At 69.4% G+C, this 16,210-nt stretch carries 16 protein-coding genes; 9 read left to right on the top strand and 7 right to left on the bottom strand.

Translation table 11 applies throughout. From position 1 onward, the window contains the following. Nucleotides 1-95 precede the first annotated feature (95 nt). Nucleotides 96-740, top strand: a complete 645-nt coding sequence (hypB, locus tag ABZU76_RS22935) for a hydrogenase nickel incorporation protein HypB (protein ID WP_354872846.1) — start codon at nucleotides 96-98, stop codon at nucleotides 738-740. On the opposite strand, the gene hypF is transcribed toward hypB, so the two are convergent. Next, nucleotides 670-2,922, bottom strand: coding sequence for a carbamoyltransferase HypF (gene hypF / locus ABZU76_RS22930; protein WP_354872843.1), 2,253 nt, complete (start codon nucleotides 2,920-2,922; stop codon nucleotides 670-672). The two genes, hypB and hypF, sit on opposite strands and share 71 nt — an antisense overlap. 4 nt (nucleotides 2,923-2,926) lie before the next feature. Then, the gene (locus ABZU76_RS22925; RefSeq protein ID WP_354872841.1) at nucleotides 2,927-3,856 is read right to left on the bottom strand and encodes a helix-turn-helix domain-containing protein; all 930 of its coding nucleotides are present in this window, start codon (nucleotides 3,854-3,856) and stop codon (nucleotides 2,927-2,929) included. Nucleotides 3,857-4,009: 153 nt separating this feature from the next. Between ABZU76_RS22925 and ABZU76_RS22920 the strand changes: the two genes are divergently transcribed. The 4 genes from ABZU76_RS22920 to ABZU76_RS22905 all read left to right on the top strand — a co-directional run bounded on the left by ABZU76_RS22920 (nucleotide 4,010) and on the right by ABZU76_RS22905 (nucleotide 6,834). Continuing rightward, on the top strand, nucleotides 4,010-5,020 hold the full coding sequence (locus tag ABZU76_RS22920; protein ID WP_354872838.1) for a carbon-nitrogen hydrolase family protein: 1,011 nt from the start codon (nucleotides 4,010-4,012) through the stop codon (nucleotides 5,018-5,020). A 150-nt stretch (nucleotides 5,021-5,170) separates the two neighbouring features. Next, nucleotides 5,171-5,578: a tRNA (N6-threonylcarbamoyladenosine(37)-N6)-methyltransferase TrmO gene (gene tsaA, locus ABZU76_RS22915; RefSeq protein WP_354872835.1), complete on the top strand. Its 408-nt coding sequence runs from the start codon at nucleotides 5,171-5,173 to the stop codon at nucleotides 5,576-5,578. A gap of 75 nt (nucleotides 5,579-5,653) precedes the next feature. Then, nucleotides 5,654-6,190, top strand: coding sequence for a sigma-70 family RNA polymerase sigma factor (locus tag ABZU76_RS22910; RefSeq protein WP_354872833.1), 537 nt, complete (start codon nucleotides 5,654-5,656; stop codon nucleotides 6,188-6,190). Further along, nucleotides 6,187-6,834, top strand: coding sequence for a hypothetical protein (locus ABZU76_RS22905; protein ID WP_354872830.1), 648 nt, complete (start codon nucleotides 6,187-6,189; stop codon nucleotides 6,832-6,834). Before ABZU76_RS22910 ends, ABZU76_RS22905 begins: the two co-directional genes overlap by 4 nt. Before the next feature lie 197 nt (nucleotides 6,835-7,031). Here the strand turns inward: ABZU76_RS22905 and ABZU76_RS22900 are convergent, their stop codons facing one another. After that, nucleotides 7,032-8,015: a zinc-dependent alcohol dehydrogenase family protein gene (locus tag ABZU76_RS22900; protein WP_354872828.1), complete on the bottom strand. Its 984-nt coding sequence runs from the start codon at nucleotides 8,013-8,015 to the stop codon at nucleotides 7,032-7,034. Between the two features lie 135 nt (nucleotides 8,016-8,150). On the opposite strand from ABZU76_RS22900, the gene ABZU76_RS22895 reads away from it, so the two are divergent. The 4 genes from ABZU76_RS22895 to ABZU76_RS22880 all read left to right on the top strand — a co-directional run bounded on the left by ABZU76_RS22895 (nucleotide 8,151) and on the right by ABZU76_RS22880 (nucleotide 10,684). Further along, nucleotides 8,151-8,690 (top strand): CGNR zinc finger domain-containing protein, encoded by a 540-nt coding sequence (locus ABZU76_RS22895; RefSeq protein ID WP_354872826.1) that lies wholly within the window; start codon nucleotides 8,151-8,153, stop codon nucleotides 8,688-8,690. A 12-nt stretch (nucleotides 8,691-8,702) separates the two neighbouring features. Continuing rightward, entirely contained in the window at nucleotides 8,703-8,957 is a 255-nt protein-coding gene (locus ABZU76_RS22890; RefSeq protein WP_220245711.1) for a hypothetical protein, read from the top strand. 173 nt (nucleotides 8,958-9,130) lie between these two features. Continuing rightward, complete coding sequence (locus ABZU76_RS22885; RefSeq protein ID WP_354872824.1) at nucleotides 9,131-9,973, top strand: MBL fold metallo-hydrolase; 843 nt, start codon at nucleotides 9,131-9,133, stop codon at nucleotides 9,971-9,973. Continuing rightward, entirely contained in the window at nucleotides 9,974-10,684 is a 711-nt protein-coding gene (locus tag ABZU76_RS22880; RefSeq protein ID WP_354872821.1) for a flavin reductase family protein, read from the top strand. A 95-nt stretch (nucleotides 10,685-10,779) separates the two neighbouring features. Here the strand turns inward: ABZU76_RS22880 and ABZU76_RS22875 are convergent, their stop codons facing one another. From ABZU76_RS22875 to tkt, 4 genes are all read right to left on the bottom strand, one after another. Beyond that, complete coding sequence (locus ABZU76_RS22875; protein WP_354872819.1) at nucleotides 10,780-12,156, bottom strand: ATP-dependent 6-phosphofructokinase; 1,377 nt, start codon at nucleotides 12,154-12,156, stop codon at nucleotides 10,780-10,782. A gap of 60 nt (nucleotides 12,157-12,216) precedes the next feature. After that, complete coding sequence (locus ABZU76_RS22870) at nucleotides 12,217-13,185, bottom strand: fructose-bisphosphatase class II family protein (protein WP_220245707.1); 969 nt, start codon at nucleotides 13,183-13,185, stop codon at nucleotides 12,217-12,219. A gap of 61 nt (nucleotides 13,186-13,246) precedes the next feature. Beyond that, nucleotides 13,247-13,834, bottom strand: coding sequence for a 6-phospho-3-hexuloisomerase (gene hxlB / locus ABZU76_RS22865; RefSeq protein ID WP_220245706.1), 588 nt, complete (start codon nucleotides 13,832-13,834; stop codon nucleotides 13,247-13,249). A 37-nt stretch (nucleotides 13,835-13,871) separates the two neighbouring features. Further along, entirely contained in the window at nucleotides 13,872-16,001 is a 2,130-nt protein-coding gene (tkt, locus tag ABZU76_RS22860) for a transketolase (protein ID WP_354872816.1), read from the bottom strand. Nucleotides 16,002-16,210 lie beyond the last annotated feature (209 nt).

Raw genomic sequence — 16,210 nt, 5'->3', positions numbered from 1 at the left:
CGACGTGTGGTTGTTCGGACTCGGCTTCGGTTCATTCGCACGCCGAGGGTCATTCGCACACGGAAGGTCATTCGCACGCGGAGGGTTCTCACACGGTGGTGCTGGAGCAGGATGTGCTGGCCAAGAACGATCATCTGGCCGGGCACAACCGGTCGCGGCTCGCCGAGCTGGGGGTCTTCGCGGTCAACCTGATGAGCTCACCGGGGGCCGGCAAGACGACGTTGCTGGAACAGACCGTGCACGCTTTGGGTGCGTCAGTGCCGCTCGCGGTGGTCGAAGGTGACCAGGAGACACTGCTGGACGCCGACCGGATCAAGGCTTCGGGCGCGCCGGTCGTGCAGATCAACACCGGCGCGGGCTGTCACCTCGACGCGACGATGCTCTCGCGCGCGCTTGACACGTTGGCGCCGGCGCGGGGTTCGGTGCTGTTCGTGGAGAACGTCGGGAACCTCGTGTGCCCCGCGTTGTTCGACCTCGGCGAGGCGGCACGCGTGGTGATCATGTCCGTGACCGAGGGGCCGGGGAAACCGCTGAAGTACCCGCACATGTTCGCGTCGACGGATCTGGTGCTGCTCAACAAGATCGACCTGCTGCCGTATGTGTCGTTCTCGGTGCCGGATTTCCTGCACGACCTGCGGCACGTCAACCCGGACGCGCGCGTGGTGGAGATCAGCGCGACCCGGGGTGACGGCCTGGACGAGTGGTACGGCTGGCTGCGACAGCGACCTGGCCGAGGCTGATGCCGCCGTCGTTGGTCGGCACACGGGAGTGGGTGAGGACGCGGAAAGCCTGGTCTTCCAGGGATTCCACGGTTCTTTTCAGGAGCAGAAGGTTCTGGAAGACGCCGCCGGACAGGGCGACGGTTTTGAGGCCGGTTGTGTCGCGCAGGCGGGTGCAGGTTTCGGTGATGGCTTCGGCGACGCCGTTGTGGAAGCGCGCGGCGACGACCGGGCATGGGGTGCCGTGGTCGAGGTCCTCGACGACGGCGCGGAACAAGTCCACACCGGACACTTCCGCCGGGGTCTGCTCACAGCGGTAAGCAGTGCGTTCTGCCGGATCGGCGAGTTGTTCCAGCTCGACGGCGGCCTGGCCCTCGTAGTTGATCTCGTCGCGGACGCCGAGCACGGCGGCGACGGCGTCGAACAGCCGGCCGGCGCTGGACGTCAGCGGGGAAGCCAGGCCGGTGCGGGCGAGGTGGAGGACGTCGTCCCACTGGTCTTCGTGGCGGGCTCGCAGGGCTGTCACTTCGATGTTTGCGGCGTCGAGGTAGGCGGCGGCCATGCGCCAGGGCTGGCGGATGGCCGTGGTGCCGCCGGGCAGCCGGATGGGCGCGAGGTGCGCCAGGCGGTCGAACCCGGCGAGGTCGGCTTTGAGGAACTCGCCGCCCCAGAGCGTGCCGTCGGTGCCGTAGCCGGTGCCGTCGAACGCGACGCCGAGGACGGGGCCGGCTTCGCCGTTGTCGGCGAGGCAGGAGGCGATGTGGGCGTGGTGGTGCTGCACGCCGACGAGTTCGACGTCGTCCAGGTCCAGGGCGTATTTCGTCGACAGGTACTCGGGGTGCAGATCGTGGGCGACGACTGTCGGCGTGACGTCGAACAGCTCGCGGAAGTGCGCGATGCCGGTCTCGTAGGCCTTGAACGTCTCGTAGTTGTCGAGGTCACCGATGTGGTGGGAGAGGAACGCGTGGGTGTCCTTGGCCAGGCAGAACGTGTTCTTCAGTTCGGCGCCGCAGCCGAGGATGTGCTCGGTGAGCCTTGAGCGCAGCGTCACGGGCTCCGGCACGTAACCACGCGAACGGCGCTGCAGCTGTACCCGGTCGCGCCACACCCGCACCACGGAGTCGTCGGTCCGGGTGTGGATGGCCCGGTCGTGCGTGAGGAAGGCGTCGGCGATCCCGGACAGCCTCGTGAGGGCGTCTTCGTCGCGGTAGACGATGGGTTCGTCGGACACGTTCGCGCTGGTCAGCACGATCGGCCGGCCGAGGTCACCGAGCAGCAGGTGATGCAGCGGCGTGTACGGCAGCATGACCCCGACGCGTCGGTTGCCGGGCGCCACCGAGGGCGCGAGCGGTCCGTTCGCGACGCGTGGGAGCAGCACGATCGGCCGCCGGTGCCCGGTCAGCACCGCCGCGGCGATCTCGTCGACCTCCGCGATCTCCCGCGCGGCCGCGAGATCGGGGACCATCACGGCGAACGGCTTGTCCTCGCGGTGTTTCCTGCCGCGCAGCGCGGCCACGGCCGTTTCGTTCGCCGCGTCGACGGCGAGGTGATAACCGCCGAGCCCCTTCACCGCGGCCACGGCGCCCGACGTCAATGCGTCCACAGTGGACTTGATCGGCTCCCCGCCACCCGAGAACACCAGCCGTGGCCCGCAAACCGGGCAGCACACGGGCTGCGCGTGGAACCGCCGATCACCCGGATCTTCGTACTCCAGTTTGCATTCCGCGCACAACGCGAACCCGGCCATCGTCGTCAGCGGCCGGTCATACGGCACTCCGCGCACGATCGTGAACCGCGGCCCGCAGTTGGTGCAGTTGACGAACGGGTACCGGTACCGCCGGTCCCCCGGATCCCACAGCTCGGCCAGGCACTCCGCGCAGGTCGCGCTGTCCGCGGACACCAACGCCGCCGCCTCGCCGCCGGCCGGGCTGGCGACGATCTCGAAGCCGATTGATCCCGTGGCCGGCACCGACGTCACCCGCACGTCGTCGACCACAGCCAACGGCGGCGCCTCGGCCCGCAGCGCCGTCACGAAGGCGTTCAGTGCCTCGGAGGGGCCTTCAACCTCGACGAACACCCCGCGGCTGTCGTTGCCGACGAAGCCGGCGAGCCCGAACCGCCGCGCGAGCCCATGGACGAAGGGCCGGAACCCCACGCCCTGCACCACTCCGTCGACCCGCACCGCGAAGCGCCCGAGCGCCATCGGCTCAGTCTGCGCCGCCCCGGCCGGGAGCGGAAGCGATGCGCCACTCCCGTGGTGAAACCCCGTAGGCCGCCTTGAACGAACGGCTGAAGTGCGCCGCGTCCGAGAAGCCCCAGCGGTGGGCGATGGCGGCGACCGTCGCACTCGTGCGGCCCAGGTCGCGGCGCGATTCCGCCAGTCGCTGCTGCTGGATCCAGCGCACGACGGACACGCCGTCGGCCGAGAAGAGCTTGTGCAGGTAGCGCACGGAAATCCGATGCGCGGCCGCGATCGTCGCCGGCGACAGGCCGGGCTCGCCGAGGTGGTCGGCGATGAAGGTGCGGATCCGCAGCAGGAGCGTCGGCTCGGGCGTCTCGGCGCCGTCGAGGACCAGCGATTCGAGCAGGTTCAACGCCGACGCGGCCAGCCGTTCGCCCGCCGCGCCTTCGGCCGCGGTGAGCCGCGCCAGGAACGGCGAGGCGAGCGCGGGCACGCCGGCGTCGGGGCGGAGCGTGGTGGCCGTGACGCGGTGCAGGTCCGCGTCGCCGACGCCGAGGAACCGGCGCGGCACCATGAAGACCTTCATCTCGAACTCGCCGGGGAACCACAGCTCGTACGGACGCGCGGCGTCGTAGAACACCAGGTCGCCGGGGCGGATCACGGCGCGGCGGCCGTCCTGCGTGACCACGCCGGGGCCGAGCCTCTGCAAACCGAGGAGCACGAACTCGTCGCCCGCCTCGGCCACGAGCCGCGGAGTCCGGCGGACGCGCTGCGCGGCGGCGTGCACGGTGGAGAGCTGGAGGCGGCCGAGGCGGTCGTTGGCGACGGAGCCGGAGAACGCTTCGGCGTCAGGAGTGGCGACGTTGAGCGGCACGAACGAACGGCACACGACCTCGTGCCAGAAGGCCACGCGTTCGGCCTCCGGCTGCGTGTCGGTTGTCAGCACCATGCTCATCGCACCACCACCTGATCAGCAAGTATGCGCTGATCCAGGCGCGACACACCAGCCGTGCGCTCTCCGTCAACCCCCGGTGCACTGTGAGGCAAGCCACTGGGTTCGGGTGCTCCTACCTTCGGCCGAACAGGCAGGCGAAGGGAAGGACAGCGCGTGATCACCTACTCGGGCTCTTTCAAGGCAGCGGCCGTGCAGGCGGAGCCGGTGTGGCTGGACGCCGACGCGACCATCGACAAGTCGATCGCCCTCATGGCCGAGGCCTCGCGCAACGACGCCGGTTTGATCACCTTCCCGGAGACGTTCGTCCCGGGGTACCCGTGGTGGCTGTGGCTCGACTCGCCCGCGTGGGGCATGCAGTTCGTGGGCCGCTACCACGAGAACTCGATCAGCCTCGACAGCCCGCGCTTCAAGCGGCTGCTCGACGGCGCGAAGCAGCACGGCATCAACGTGGTGATGGGCTTTTCCGAGCAGTCGGGCGGCAGCCTGTACATGGCCCAGGCGACGATCTCCGCCGACGGCGAGCTGATCGGCGCCCGCCGCAAGCTGAAGCCGACGTTCGTGGAGCGCACGGTGTACGGCGAGGGCGACGGCTCCGACCTGGTGGTGCACGACGTCGCCGGCATCGGCCGCGTCGGCGCGCTGTGCTGCTGGGAGCACCTGCAGCCGCTCACGAAGTACGCGATGTACGGCATGGACGAGCAGGTGCACGTGGCTTCGTGGCCGAGCTTCTCCGTCTACAAGGGAGCGGCGTACGCGCTCGGGGCGGAGGTGAACACGTCGGCTTCACGCATGTACGCGGTGGAGGGGCAGTGTTTCGTGATCGCTCCGTGCGCGCTCGTGGGTGACGCCGGGATGGAGCTGTTCTGCGACACCCCGATGAAGGAGCAGCTGCTGCAGCGCGGCGGCGGGTTCGCGCGCATCTTCGGCCCGGACGGCAGCCCGCTCGCCGAGCCGCTGGCGGAGGACGAGGAAGGAATCCTGTACGCGGACATCGATCTTTCGGCGATCCCGATCGCGAAGGCGGCGGCGGACCCGGTCGGGCACTACTCGCGGCCCGATGTGACGCGGCTGCTGCTGAACCGCACCCGGCGTCGTCCGGTGGAGGAAACCCGGCCGGCGCCTGAGCAGATCGAGGAAATCCCCGCCGAGCCGGCGGCTGTCTGACCGTTTCGACCCCCCGGCGGTGGCGCGCTCATCCCCCGTCATCGCTGGGTCCCCAAGGTTGTCCACAGCCGTCCGGGCGTTGTGGACAACCTTGGTCCATTTCGGCTTCGTGGCCGGTTGTTGTCGGATGGCGGCGGTAGCTTGCGAGGCATGACCCACTTCGAGCTCCAGCCCATCGCCCACGTCGAATCCTCGTTGAAGGACCTCGACGGGGCGCCGAAACAACCTGATGAAGGCGCGCCCTCGGCTTGGCTGGTGTTTTCTCCGTCTGTCGGCGAAGGCCTGCGCGATTTGCGAGCCGGTCAGCAGGTGCTCGTGTTCACCTGGCTGCACCTGGCCGACCGCTCGGTGCTGTCCGTGCATCCGCGCAGCGACCCCTCACGAGCGATGGCCGGGGTGTTCAGCACACGCTCGCCCGCACGGCCGAATCCGATCGGGCTGCACCGTGCGGAGATCGTCGAGGTCGACGGGTTGCGCGTGCTCGTTTCGCAGCTCGAAGCGATCGACGGCACCCCCGTGGTCGACGTCAAACCGGTGCGCTCTCCGGACGACGGGTAGAAAATCTTCGCGATCGTTGAACCACCCCCAGGCCGGCGTCCGTTTTCAGAGCATCGGACGAGAGGGTGGTGACGGATGACCGGGATGCGAGCCCGCCGGCAGGTGGCCGGCGAGGCACTCGTGCGGACGTTGTTCGCCGAACACGGCAAGGCGATGCTCGCCTACGCCACGCGGCTGCTCGGCGACCGCGCGGCGGCGGAGGACGTGGTGCAGGAAGCGCTGGTCCGTGCGTGGCGCAACCCGGACAGCCTGGCCAACGGCAAGGGTTCCGTGCGGGCGTGGCTGCTCACGGTGGTGCGCAACCTCGTCGTCGACAAGGTCCGGGCGCGCGCCGCCCGGCCCAAGGAGGTCGCCGAATCGCCGACGACCGTGCCGGTCGCTCGTGACCACTCCTCGGCGGTGGTCGACTCGATCGTGGTGCGGGAGGCGCTCGACGGCCTGTCGCCCGAACACCGCGAGGTGCTGGAGCAGGTGTACCTGCGCGGCCACACGGTGCCGGAAGCCGCGGCGCAGCTGGGCATTCCGGCAGGCACCGTGAAGTCCCGCTCGCACCGCGCCCTGCGCCTGCTGCGCGAATCGTTCGGCGGCCCGCAGCCGGTGGGTGCCGCGTGAACCACGACCCCCTCGACCACACCCACGCGATGACCTGCGAGCACTGCCGGAAGGAGGTGGAATCAGTGCGCGAGATGCAGGAGTTCCTCGAGGCGATCCCGCCCGAACTGCTCCTCGACGGCCCACCCGACGACGCGGACCTACTGCTGCAACGCACGTTGCGGCAGGTGCGCTCCGAAGCGTCGGGCGCGCGCCGGCGCGGCAGAACGCTGGCCGCCACGGCTGCCGTGGCCGTGGCGGCCGCCGCGCTCGGCCTCGGCGCGCTGCTCGGCCACGCCGGCACCGCACCGCCCCTGCTCCCGGCCGCCGCCCCCGACCCGGACCTGGCCGTCGCACCCAGGCCCGACCCCCTGCTGCTCACCGGCTCCGCCGGCCCCACCCATCTCTCTGCCGCCGTCACCCCGGCCAGCGGCTGGGTCCGCGTGGAAGCCCACGTCCAAGGCCTCCCGGACGGCACCCAGTGCCGCCTGGTCGTCCTCGGCAAGGACGGCACCCGCCAGCTCACGGGCGGCTGGCAGTTCTCGACCTCGGCCACGGGTGACGGGGCTGAGCTGTACGGCTCCGCCAGCATGCCCGCGTCGGAAGTCGCGGCGGTGACCCTGGAAGACATGTCCGGCCACGAGTTCGTCCGAACGGGGGTGTGAGCGGAAGTTCGTTGTGGCACAACCGGCGCCCGGTTCGGCAGTCCCGAGCGCCGGCGGTGGCCCGTGCTCGTCGGAGATGCTGTGGACAGTGGGTGCGGGTACCGCCGCTGGAGGACGGCAGAACCCGCACCCACGGTCAAATATGACCGGTCGTCTTACAGGATGTCAAGGAGGTCCCGACATCCGCAGCGCCATTCTCAGAAGGTGAACAGCACCTTGCCCGCGCGGCCGGACTTGCGAGCGTGGTCGAACGCGGCCTGGTAGTCCGCGAGGGCGTAGGTTGCCTCAACCGCTGCCGCCAGCTCCCCGTTGGCCACGAGGCCGGCGAGCTCGCCGTAGACCCGCTCGATCTCCTCGCGCGGGGTGGAGCGGGCCCAGTTGGTGATCCAGAAGCCGCGCAGCGTCAGCTCGCGGTAGATCAGGTCGGCGAGCGGCAGCTTCGGCGACTCCCCCGTGGCGGAGGAGTAGCCGACCACGGTGCCATCGGCCTCGAGCGCCGTGGCCAGCGCGCCGGACGTGGCGTCGGCCGCGCCGTCGAACACCACCCTGAGCTGCGAGCCGCCGAGGGCCGACGCGATCCGGTCGCCGAGGTCTTCACCGTCCACGAGGACGACGTCGCCGCCGAGCTCGCGCACCTGCCGGGCGGCGTCTTCGCGCCGGACGACGTTGAGGGTCTTCACTCCGGCCCTCTTGGCGAGCGCGACCACGAGCTGGCCGACCGAGGAGTTGGCGATGTTCTGCCCGAGCCAGTCACCGGGCCGCAGGTCGACGAACCGGTTCAGCAGCACGTAGGCGGTGGCCGGGTTGACCGCAAGCATCGCCAGCTGCCGGGCATCGGCGCCCTCGGGTACGACGACCAGGTTGCGGGTCGGGACCACGGCCTGGTCGGCCCAGATGCCCTGCTCACCCGTGGGCAGGATGATCACGCGCTTGCCGGCCAGCGTCTGGTCCGCGTCGGGCCCGACCGCGGCGACCCGGCCCACACCTTCGAACCCGATCGAGCTCGGGACCTGCGGGTACACGCCGTACCAGCCGTTGGCGAACAGGAGGTCCGCCGGGTTGATCGCCGCGGCCTCCATGGTCACCAGCGCGTCGCCGGAGCCGAGGCTCAGGTCCGGGTTCCGCTCGAGACGGATGTTGCCGTCGACGTCGCCGATGCCGGTGAGAACGAGCTTGCTCATGAGAGCTTCCCCTGTCGTATGCCTGGAAGAGGTTCCGTAATCGTCTTCGGAACTTTGACAATTACAGTTCTAGCAGTCCATCAGCGAGCATGTAAAGATCTTTTTGCTGAAGACGATTACGGGTAGGGTGCCCGCATGCCCACCAGTCCCGCCCCGGAGGCGAGCGTCCCGTCGACCGCAGCCGCGGTCGTGGACCTGCTCAACTCCCGCGCTTACGCCATCCACGCCGACAAACTCGACGACCCGGCCCTCGCCCACACCCTGCTGGCCCCCTTCGGCCAGGACGCCGGCGCCGTCCCGCCCCAGCGTCTGGACCTCGTCCGTGGCCTGCGGGGCAACTTGATGACGCTCCTGACCACTGAAGACCCGGCCGAGGCCTGGACGACGTTCACCGAACGCACGTCGGGCGTCGCCTTCACCCAGGACTTCTCGACCCCCGGCGAGGTCGTCCCCCACCAGATCACCGGCGACGCGGTCGTCGGCGGCATCACGCTGCACGTCGCCGAGCTCGTGGCGAACGGCACGTGGTCACGCCTGCGCATCTGCGCCAACGACGAGTGCAGCGTCGTCTTCTACGACACCACTCGCAGCCGCACGCGCCGCTGGCACTCCTACGAAATCTGCGGCAACCGCACCAATGTCGCAAACCACCGCGCGCGCAAATCCGGCCACTGACCAGGAGAAACCATGTACTTCCTCGCGACGGGCCGGATCCTGCGGCCCGAAGAAACCGCCGCCCACATGCCCGAAGAAGTCCGCGAGTTCGACCGCCTGCGCGCCGAGGGCTTCATCCAGGAAGTCTTCTTCCTGCAGCCCGGCCCGGGCGTGGTGAACGTCGTCGAAGCCGCCTCCCGCGAAGACGCGGAAGCCAAGCTGGCGCAGCTGCCGTTCGTCTCCCTTGGCCTGATGGAGTTCGAGCTGGCAGAGGTCACGCGGCACTGACGGTCCCTTGTGGACAAACGTCTTCGCCAAGGACATAAGTGTCACTGATTGGGCTATTTCTTCTCCTCGGCACGAGACCTGCATCACTCCACCACGGCAACGTGCCCGGCCCGCCGCATACTGTGACAAGACAGAGCTAACCAAGTTACAGTTATGTCGAGAGGGCGAACCCCATGACCACCCTGTCCTATGACGTCCTGGTCACCGCCGGCACCAGACGCGAGCGCGGCCAGACCCTTCCGACGGGCGAGCCGATCATCTCCTCGCCGGTCTCCACCACCCTCATCACCGGGGCCGAAGACGCCGTGCTCGTGGACCCGCCGTTCCTCGACTTCCAGATCCGCGAGGTCGCCGACTGGGTCGCCCGCAGCGGCAAACGCCTGCGCCACATCTTCGCCACCCACGGCCACGGCGACCACTGGTTCGGCACCGCCGAGTTGCTCGGCCAGTTCCCCGGCGCCCAGGTCTACGCGACCCCCGGCACCATCGACGTGATGCACAAGCAGGCCACCGACGGCCGCGCTCAGATGTGGGACCTCGACTTCCCCGGCCGCATCCCGCCGTCACCCGTACTGGCGCAACCGATCCCCGAAGACGGTTTCCTGTTGGAGGGCCACGTCGTGCGCGCGGTGGACGTCGGCCACACCGACACCGACGCCACCTCCGTGCTCCACGTGCCGGACCTCGGCCTCGTCGTCGCCGGCGACACCGTCTACAACGGAATCCACCAGTACATCCTCGAAGGCGGCGACGGCGGCCTGCAGGATTGGCTCCGCGCGCTCGACCGGATCGCCGAACTCGAGCCGCGCGCCGTCGTCGCCGGCCACAAGAACAAGGACCTGCCCGACGACCCGATCGCCATCGACCGGACGCGCGCCTACCTGCTCGACGTCATCCGCCTGCTCGAAACCAAGCCGACCGCCCGCGAGTTCTACGACGAAATCCTGCGCCTGCACCCAGAGCGCCTCAACCCGGGCCCCGTCTGGTACGGCGCCGTCGCACTGCTGGGGGACTGAATGAACATCGAATCCGCAGGCCTGGACGCGAAGTCCGCGTACAAGCTCCTCATCGGCAGCATCATCCCGCGCCCCATCGCGTGGATCAGCACGGAGTCGACGTCCGGCGTCGGCAACCTCGCGCCCGTTTCGTTCTTCACCTGCGTCGGCCGCAAACCACCCAAGGTTTCCCTGTCCATCCAACCGAAATCCGATGGCGCGACGCTCAAGGACAGCTTCGTCAACATCCGCGACACGGGCGAGTTCGTCACCAACATGGCCACGCTGCCCCAAGCCTTCGCCCTGCACCGCAGCGCCACCGAGTTCGAACCCGACGTCGACGAGTTCGACGCGGTGGGCGTCGAAAAGGTCGCCTCGGCTCTCGTGAAACCCCCACGCATCAAGGACGCGCCCGTCGCCCTCGAGTGCAAAGTGGACCAGATCTTCTCCGCCCCCGACGGCCTCCACCACATCGTCTGGGGCGAAGTAGTCAACTTCTACGTCCGCGACGACCTCTACGTCAACGGCCGCATCGACTTCGGCGCCATCGCCCCCATCGGCCGCCTCGCCGCCGAATACACCGTGGTGGACAACGCCTTCGTGCCCCCTCTGGACCCCACCGTCCTCACCGAACGCGCCTCCCGCCGCATGCGCCGCCTCGACGGCCAGGGCGAGGAATACTCCGCGGTGGACTCCCCGACGTGGTCGGCGTCGGGTTCTGTGCAGGGGTGAGGTTTCAGCGCTGAACGCCGCCCGCGCCCACGCCGGATCGACGCCGCGTTCGGCCGCCCGGACAGGGCCCCCGAACTGCGACCTGCCCCGCAGTGTCAGCAGAACCCCGAGCGCACCCGGACCCGGTCCGGTACCGAACCGAACTCGGCCGGCTGGCAGGTGGTTTCGAGAACCGACATCCACAGGTCGCCGTCGGGGTCGACCTGGTTGCGGCGGCTGGTCATGAGGGACAGCGGGACGTGGACGAAGCGGCGCCGCCAGCGGGCGACGGCGGCTTCGGTGTGGCCGGCCATGGCGGCGTGCACCGCGGCATGGGCCAGCCGCAGGCAGTAGACGGCGTCGTAGGCGTTGGCGGCGATGCTGCGGACCGCGTAGCTCGGGTCGATGTAGCGCATCGTGGGGGGCAGGCCGACCGACAGCAGGTGTGCGGTGATGCGCTCCTTGAGCAGTTCGCCGATGTTGCCGAGTTTGACGTTGCCGGAGGCGTCGCGGCCGTTGAGCTGAGGCAGGCCGTGTTCTTCGAGGAGGTCCTGGCCCGCTCCCTCGGCGAGGACGATGACGACGAAACCCTTGGCTCTCACGCGCTGCTCCACGTGGGCCAGCAGGCCGTCCGCTCCCTCGAGGGCGAACGGGATCTCGGGGATCAAGACGATGTCCGCGGCGTTGGCGGACAACGCGGCGTAGCTGGCGATGAAACCCGAGTGCCGGCCCATCAGCTTCACGATCCCGACACCGTTCGGGCTGGCCGCGGCTTCGACGGAGACCGCGGTGATGAAGTCGGTGGCCCGCGCGAACGCGCTTTGGAACCCGAAGGACTGGTCGGTGAAGGGCAGGTCGTTGTCGATCGTCTTCGGCACTCCGATGACCGCGATGTCCAGACCACGCGCCCGGATCGCCTTGCTGAGGAACGTCGCCGCGCGCATGCCCCCGTCGCCGCCGATGACGAACATGATGTCGACGCCGCGCAGGACGAGGCTGTCGACCATTTCGTCGGCGTCCTGGCCGCCGCGCGAGCTGCCCAGGATGGTGCCGCCGGCGTTGTGGATGTCGCGAACGCGATCAGGCGTCAGGTCGACGGTGTCGTAGCGGTGTTGTTCCGTCAGGCCCTGGAGACCGTTGCGGAAACCCAGAATCCGCTTGACCTTGTAGTGCACCGCGAGTTCTTGCACGAGACCACGGATGACGTTGTTGAGCCCGGGACACAACCCCCCGCAGGTGACGATGCCGGCGGTCACGCGCGGAGGGTCGAAAAAGATCTTCCGCCGAGGACCGGCGGCTTCGAAACTCGGCACCTGGCCGGGCGGGAGGCTGTGCTCGGCGAGCATGGAAACGGTGTCCTCGAGCAGAACCCGGTCGCCTTCCGCGACGTAGTGGGGAGAGGTCTGCTTGGTGGAGAGCATCTCGGAGAACGGCGAGTCGTAACGGCACTCGCCGAGGCGGCGAACGCCGAGGTCGTCCAGGTGCAACGTCACCGTGTCTCCTTGATCTTGATGGTCAACGGGGTTCGCGTTGAGCGCGAACCAGCCGGGAAGTCAGTCGAAGGTGGTGTGTGTTACGTGGCGAACCTGGCCCCGGGAAATCAGGAGCGATTCGGTGATGGTCGCCCCGGCACCGGTGCGTGGCCGCCCGACCAGCGGCCCGCCGTTGACGCCGGTGGCGACGAAAAACGCGTCGCCGGTGACGAGCTCGGCACACTCGTAAACGCGGTCGAGGGACATACCCGCGGCGCGGATGGCGTCGGCTTCGTCGGCGCGTTGCGGGGCCAGGCGGCCCAGCATCCCGCCGCCCAGTGCCCGGACCGCGGCGGCGGTCAGCACTCCCTCGGGCGTGCCGCCGACTCCGATGAGCAGGTCGACATCGAGCGTCGGCAGGAGCACCGCGAGGCTGCCCCCGACGTCGCCACCCGCTGGGGTCTGCACGGCCGCGCCGGCCCGCACCACCCGGGCGATCAGGTCCTTGTGCCGCGGCTTGTCCATGATGACCACGCGCAGCTCGCTGACCTGCTTGCCGAGCGCCTTGGCGACGTTGGCCAAGGTCACCTCGGCCGGATCGTCGAGATCGATGACGTCCTTCGCCGCGGCGGGCACCACGATCTTGTCCATGTAGAACCCGGGCCCGGGTGACCACAGCGTGCCCGGTTCGCCGAACGCGATCGTGGCCAGCGCGCCGGGCAGGTCCTTCGCGCAGAACGACGTTCCCTCAAGGGGGTCGACGGCGATGTCGAAGTCCGGGCCGTGACCGTTGCCCACGACCTCACCGTTGAACAACATGGGGGCGTCGTCCTTCTCGCCCTCCCCGATGACGACGGTCCCGCGCCCGGGCGCGTCGGCCAGCGCCGCTCGCATGGCCGCGGTCGCGGCCGCGTCGGCGCCTTTCTGATCGTGCCGGCCCACCCAGGCGTAGCTGGCCACCGCGGCGCGGCAGGTGGCGGCCAGCGCCACCGCCTCCAAAGTGTGGATGTCAACGCAAGTCCGCGCTTCGACCTCAGTCTGATACTGCATCTCGAACTCCTCTTCTCGTCTGTAGCATCAGGACAGTGAGATCGCGGCACCTGCGTTGCGGTCACTCGAGATTCGCGTGCAGCCGCCACAGTTCGCGGGCCTGGCTCCCGCTGGTCTTCCACAACGCGTGGAACAACGCGTCGGTGGTCAGCAGCACGGACTGTTCGAACAGGCTGCCGGCGTACTGCACGGAGGCGGCGCCGTCGAAGTCCTGCTTGTCCGCGGCCGGGATGATGAGCACTTCGGTCGCGGTCTTGGCCAGCGGTGACTCCGCCGCCGTGGTCAGCGCGATCACGTCCGCGCCCTGGTCACGGGCGGTCTGAGCGGCCCGCACCACGCGCGCCGTGGTCCCCGAGCCCGACGCCGCCACGAGGACGTCGCGGGCGCCGATCGCCGGCGCGGTCACCTCACCGACGACGTGGGTGGGGAGTCCGAGGTGCATGAACCGCATCGCGGCCATCTGCAGAGCCAGCCCACTGCGCCCGGTGCCGATCGTGAACACGGCCGGAGCCTTGAGCAACAACGCGCCGGCCCGGATCCAGGACGGGGACTGCACCCCCGCGCTCACCCGGTCGACTTCGCCGATGACAGCTCGCGTTGCGTCCACGAACAGGCCGGTGTCGAGCTTCTTCGAAATCGAGTGCGTCACCGAGATCTTCCTCCACAACTCAAGTAGGACAACGAATTCACGGCCGCGCGGCGCGCACGCTCCGCCGGGCCGCTTCGACCACGGCCTCGGTGGTGATGCCGAACTGGCTGAACAAGGTCTTGAAGTCGGCCGAAGCGCCGAAGTGCTCCAGCGACACGATTTCTCCCGCGTCGCCGGCGAACCGGTGCCACGGCTGCGCGATACCTGCTTCGACGACCACCCGCGCGCGCACCGACGGGGGCAGCACCTTGTCCCGGTAGGACCGGTCCTGCCGGTCGAACCACTCCACGCACGGCACCGACACGACCCGGGTGGGCACCCCTTCGGCCTCGAGCACCTCCCTGGCCGCCACGGCCAGCTGGACCTCGGAACCAGTACCGACGAGCAGCACCTCGGGCCGCCCCGTGGACGCCTCGGCGAGGACGTAACCGCCGCGGGCCACCCCCTCGGCGGAGGTGCCCTCCAGCGTCGGCAGGTCCTGGCGGCTCAGCGCCAGCCCGGCCGGGCCGGCGGTGTCCTCCAGCACGGCCTTCCAGGCGTACGCGGTCTCGTTCGCGTCGGCCGGGCGGACCACCGACATCCCGGGGATGGCGCGCAGGGACGCCAGCTGCTCGACGGGCTGGTGCGTCGGGCCGTCCTCGCCGAGGCCGATCGAGTCGTGCGTCCACACGTAGATGACGGGCAGCCGCATCAGCGCGGCCAGGCGCACCGCCGGGCGCATGTAGTCGCTGAAGATGAGGAAGGTACCGCCGTACGGGCGGGTTCCGCCGTGCAGCGCGATGCCGTTGAGGATCGAACCCATCGCGTGCTCACGGATACCGAAGTGCAGTGTGCGACCGTAGGGGTTGGCCTGCCAGGCGTTGGTGGAGATCTCGACCGGGCCGAAGGAGTCCGCGCCCTTGATCGTGGTGTTGTTGCTCTCGGCCAGGTCCGCCGACCCGCCCCAGAGCTCCGGCAGCACCGCGCCGACCTTGGCCAGTACCGCGGCCGACGCCTTGCGGGTGGCGACGCCCTTGGCGTCGGGCTGCCAGGTGGGCAGATCGTCGGCCCACCTGGCCGGCAGCGCGCGCCTGCTGATGCGGTCGAGCAGCGCCTTTTGCTGCGGGTTGCTCTTCGCCCAGGCGTCGAACTCCAGCTGCCACTTCTCGTGGTCGGCCCGCCCGCGCTCGGCCACCTCGCGGGTGTGGCGCAGCACGTCGTCGTCGACCTGGAAGCTCTGCTTCGGGTCCAGGCCCACGGCGCGCTTGACCGCGGCGAGCTCGTCTGCGCCCAGCGCGGCACCGTGCGCCTTGCCGGTGTTCATCTTGGTCGGGGCCGGGTACCCGATCACGGTGCGCAGCACGATCAGGGTCGGGCGGGCGGTCTCGGCCTTGGCCTGCTCGATCGCCGCCAGGATCCCGGTCACGTCCTCACCGCCGTAGACCGTGACGACGTGCCAGCCATACGCTTCGTAGCGCTTGGCGGTGTCTTCGGACAGCGCGATGCGGGTGTCGTCCTCGATGGAGATCTCGTTGCTGTCGTAGATCACCGTGAGGTTGCCGAGCTGCTGCGTGCCGGCCAGCGACGAAGCCTCCGAGGTGACGCCCTCCTCGATGTCGCCGTCCGAGGCGATCACGTAGACCTGGTGGTCGAACGGGCTCTTGCCCGGCTCGGCGTCCGGGTCGAACAGGCCACGCTCGCGGCGGGCGGCCATGGCCATCCCGACCGCGGTGGCCAGGCCCTGGCCCAGCGGGCCGGTGGTGGTCTCCACGCCCTTGGTGTGCCCGTACTCGGGGTGACCGGGGGTCAGCGAACCCCACTTGCGCAGGGCCTTCAGGTCGTCGAGCTCCAGGCCGTAGCCGGAGAGGAACAGCTGGATGTACAGGGTGAGGCTCGAATGCCCGGCCGACAGCACGAACCGGTCCCGGCCGAGCCACTGCGCGTCGGCCGGGTCGTGCCGCATGACCCGCTGGAACAGCGCGTAGGCGACGGGCGCGAGGCTCATGGCCGTGCCGGGGTGCCCGCTCCCGCAGTGCTCGACCGCGTCCGCCGCCAGCACGCGGGCGGTGTCCACCGCACGCCGGTCCAACTCGGTCCAGTCTTCGGGGAGTCGCTTGGTGGTCAAGCGAACAAGCTCTTCGGCTGATTCGATCGCGCGGGAACGGGAGATCGATCCGTTTGCTGCCATGGACGCGCACTCCTGATAATTCTCACTCGGCACATTCCGGCCAAATTCGAAAATGTGATATCGGGTCTTTTTCGCTGTGTGCCGAGCCGGTGCCCGGCACACAGCGAGTGGGGTCGGTCAGGCGGTGGCGCGCTTTTTGAGTTCCTTCGCTGCGGCACCCGGGTCGGCGGCGTTGTAGATCGCGCCCCCGGCAACGGCGACGGTGGCAC

It is taken from the genome of Amycolatopsis sp. NPDC005232 (assembly GCF_040607795.1).
In the GTDB taxonomy this organism is placed as follows: Bacteria; Actinomycetota; Actinomycetes; order Mycobacteriales; family Pseudonocardiaceae; genus Amycolatopsis.
The sequence above is the reverse complement of the archived record's forward strand: the minus strand, read 5'-3'. Positions and strand labels throughout refer to the sequence as shown.

What these genes read in the sequence shown, in the direction of transcription:
- ABZU76_RS22895 (WP_354872826.1), top strand. Translation starts at nt 8,151, where the DNA reads ATGCCCACCAGTCCCGCCCCGGAGGCGAGCGTCCCGTCGACCGCAGCC.
- ABZU76_RS22880 (WP_354872821.1), top strand. Translation starts at nt 9,974, where the DNA reads ATGAACATCGAATCCGCAGGCCTGGACGCGAAGTCCGCGTACAAGCTC.
- ABZU76_RS22925 (WP_354872841.1), bottom strand. Translation starts at nt 3,856, where the DNA reads ATGAGCATGGTGCTGACAACCGACACGCAGCCGGAGGCCGAACGCGTG.
- ABZU76_RS22900 (WP_354872828.1), bottom strand. Translation starts at nt 8,015, where the DNA reads ATGAGCAAGCTCGTTCTCACCGGCATCGGCGACGTCGACGGCAACATC.
- ABZU76_RS22890 (WP_220245711.1), top strand. Translation starts at nt 8,703, where the DNA reads ATGTACTTCCTCGCGACGGGCCGGATCCTGCGGCCCGAAGAAACCGCC.
- ABZU76_RS22910 (WP_354872833.1), top strand. Translation starts at nt 5,654, where the DNA reads ATGACCGGGATGCGAGCCCGCCGGCAGGTGGCCGGCGAGGCACTCGTG.
- ABZU76_RS22885 (WP_354872824.1), top strand. Translation starts at nt 9,131, where the DNA reads ATGACCACCCTGTCCTATGACGTCCTGGTCACCGCCGGCACCAGACGC.
- ABZU76_RS22870 (WP_220245707.1), bottom strand. Translation starts at nt 13,185, where the DNA reads ATGCAGTATCAGACTGAGGTCGAAGCGCGGACTTGCGTTGACATCCAC.
- tkt (WP_354872816.1), bottom strand. Translation starts at nt 16,001, where the DNA reads ATGGCAGCAAACGGATCGATCTCCCGTTCCCGCGCGATCGAATCAGCC.
- tsaA (WP_354872835.1), top strand. Translation starts at nt 5,171, where the DNA reads ATGACCCACTTCGAGCTCCAGCCCATCGCCCACGTCGAATCCTCGTTG.
- hypF (WP_354872843.1), bottom strand. Translation starts at nt 2,922, where the DNA reads ATGGCGCTCGGGCGCTTCGCGGTGCGGGTCGACGGAGTGGTGCAGGGC.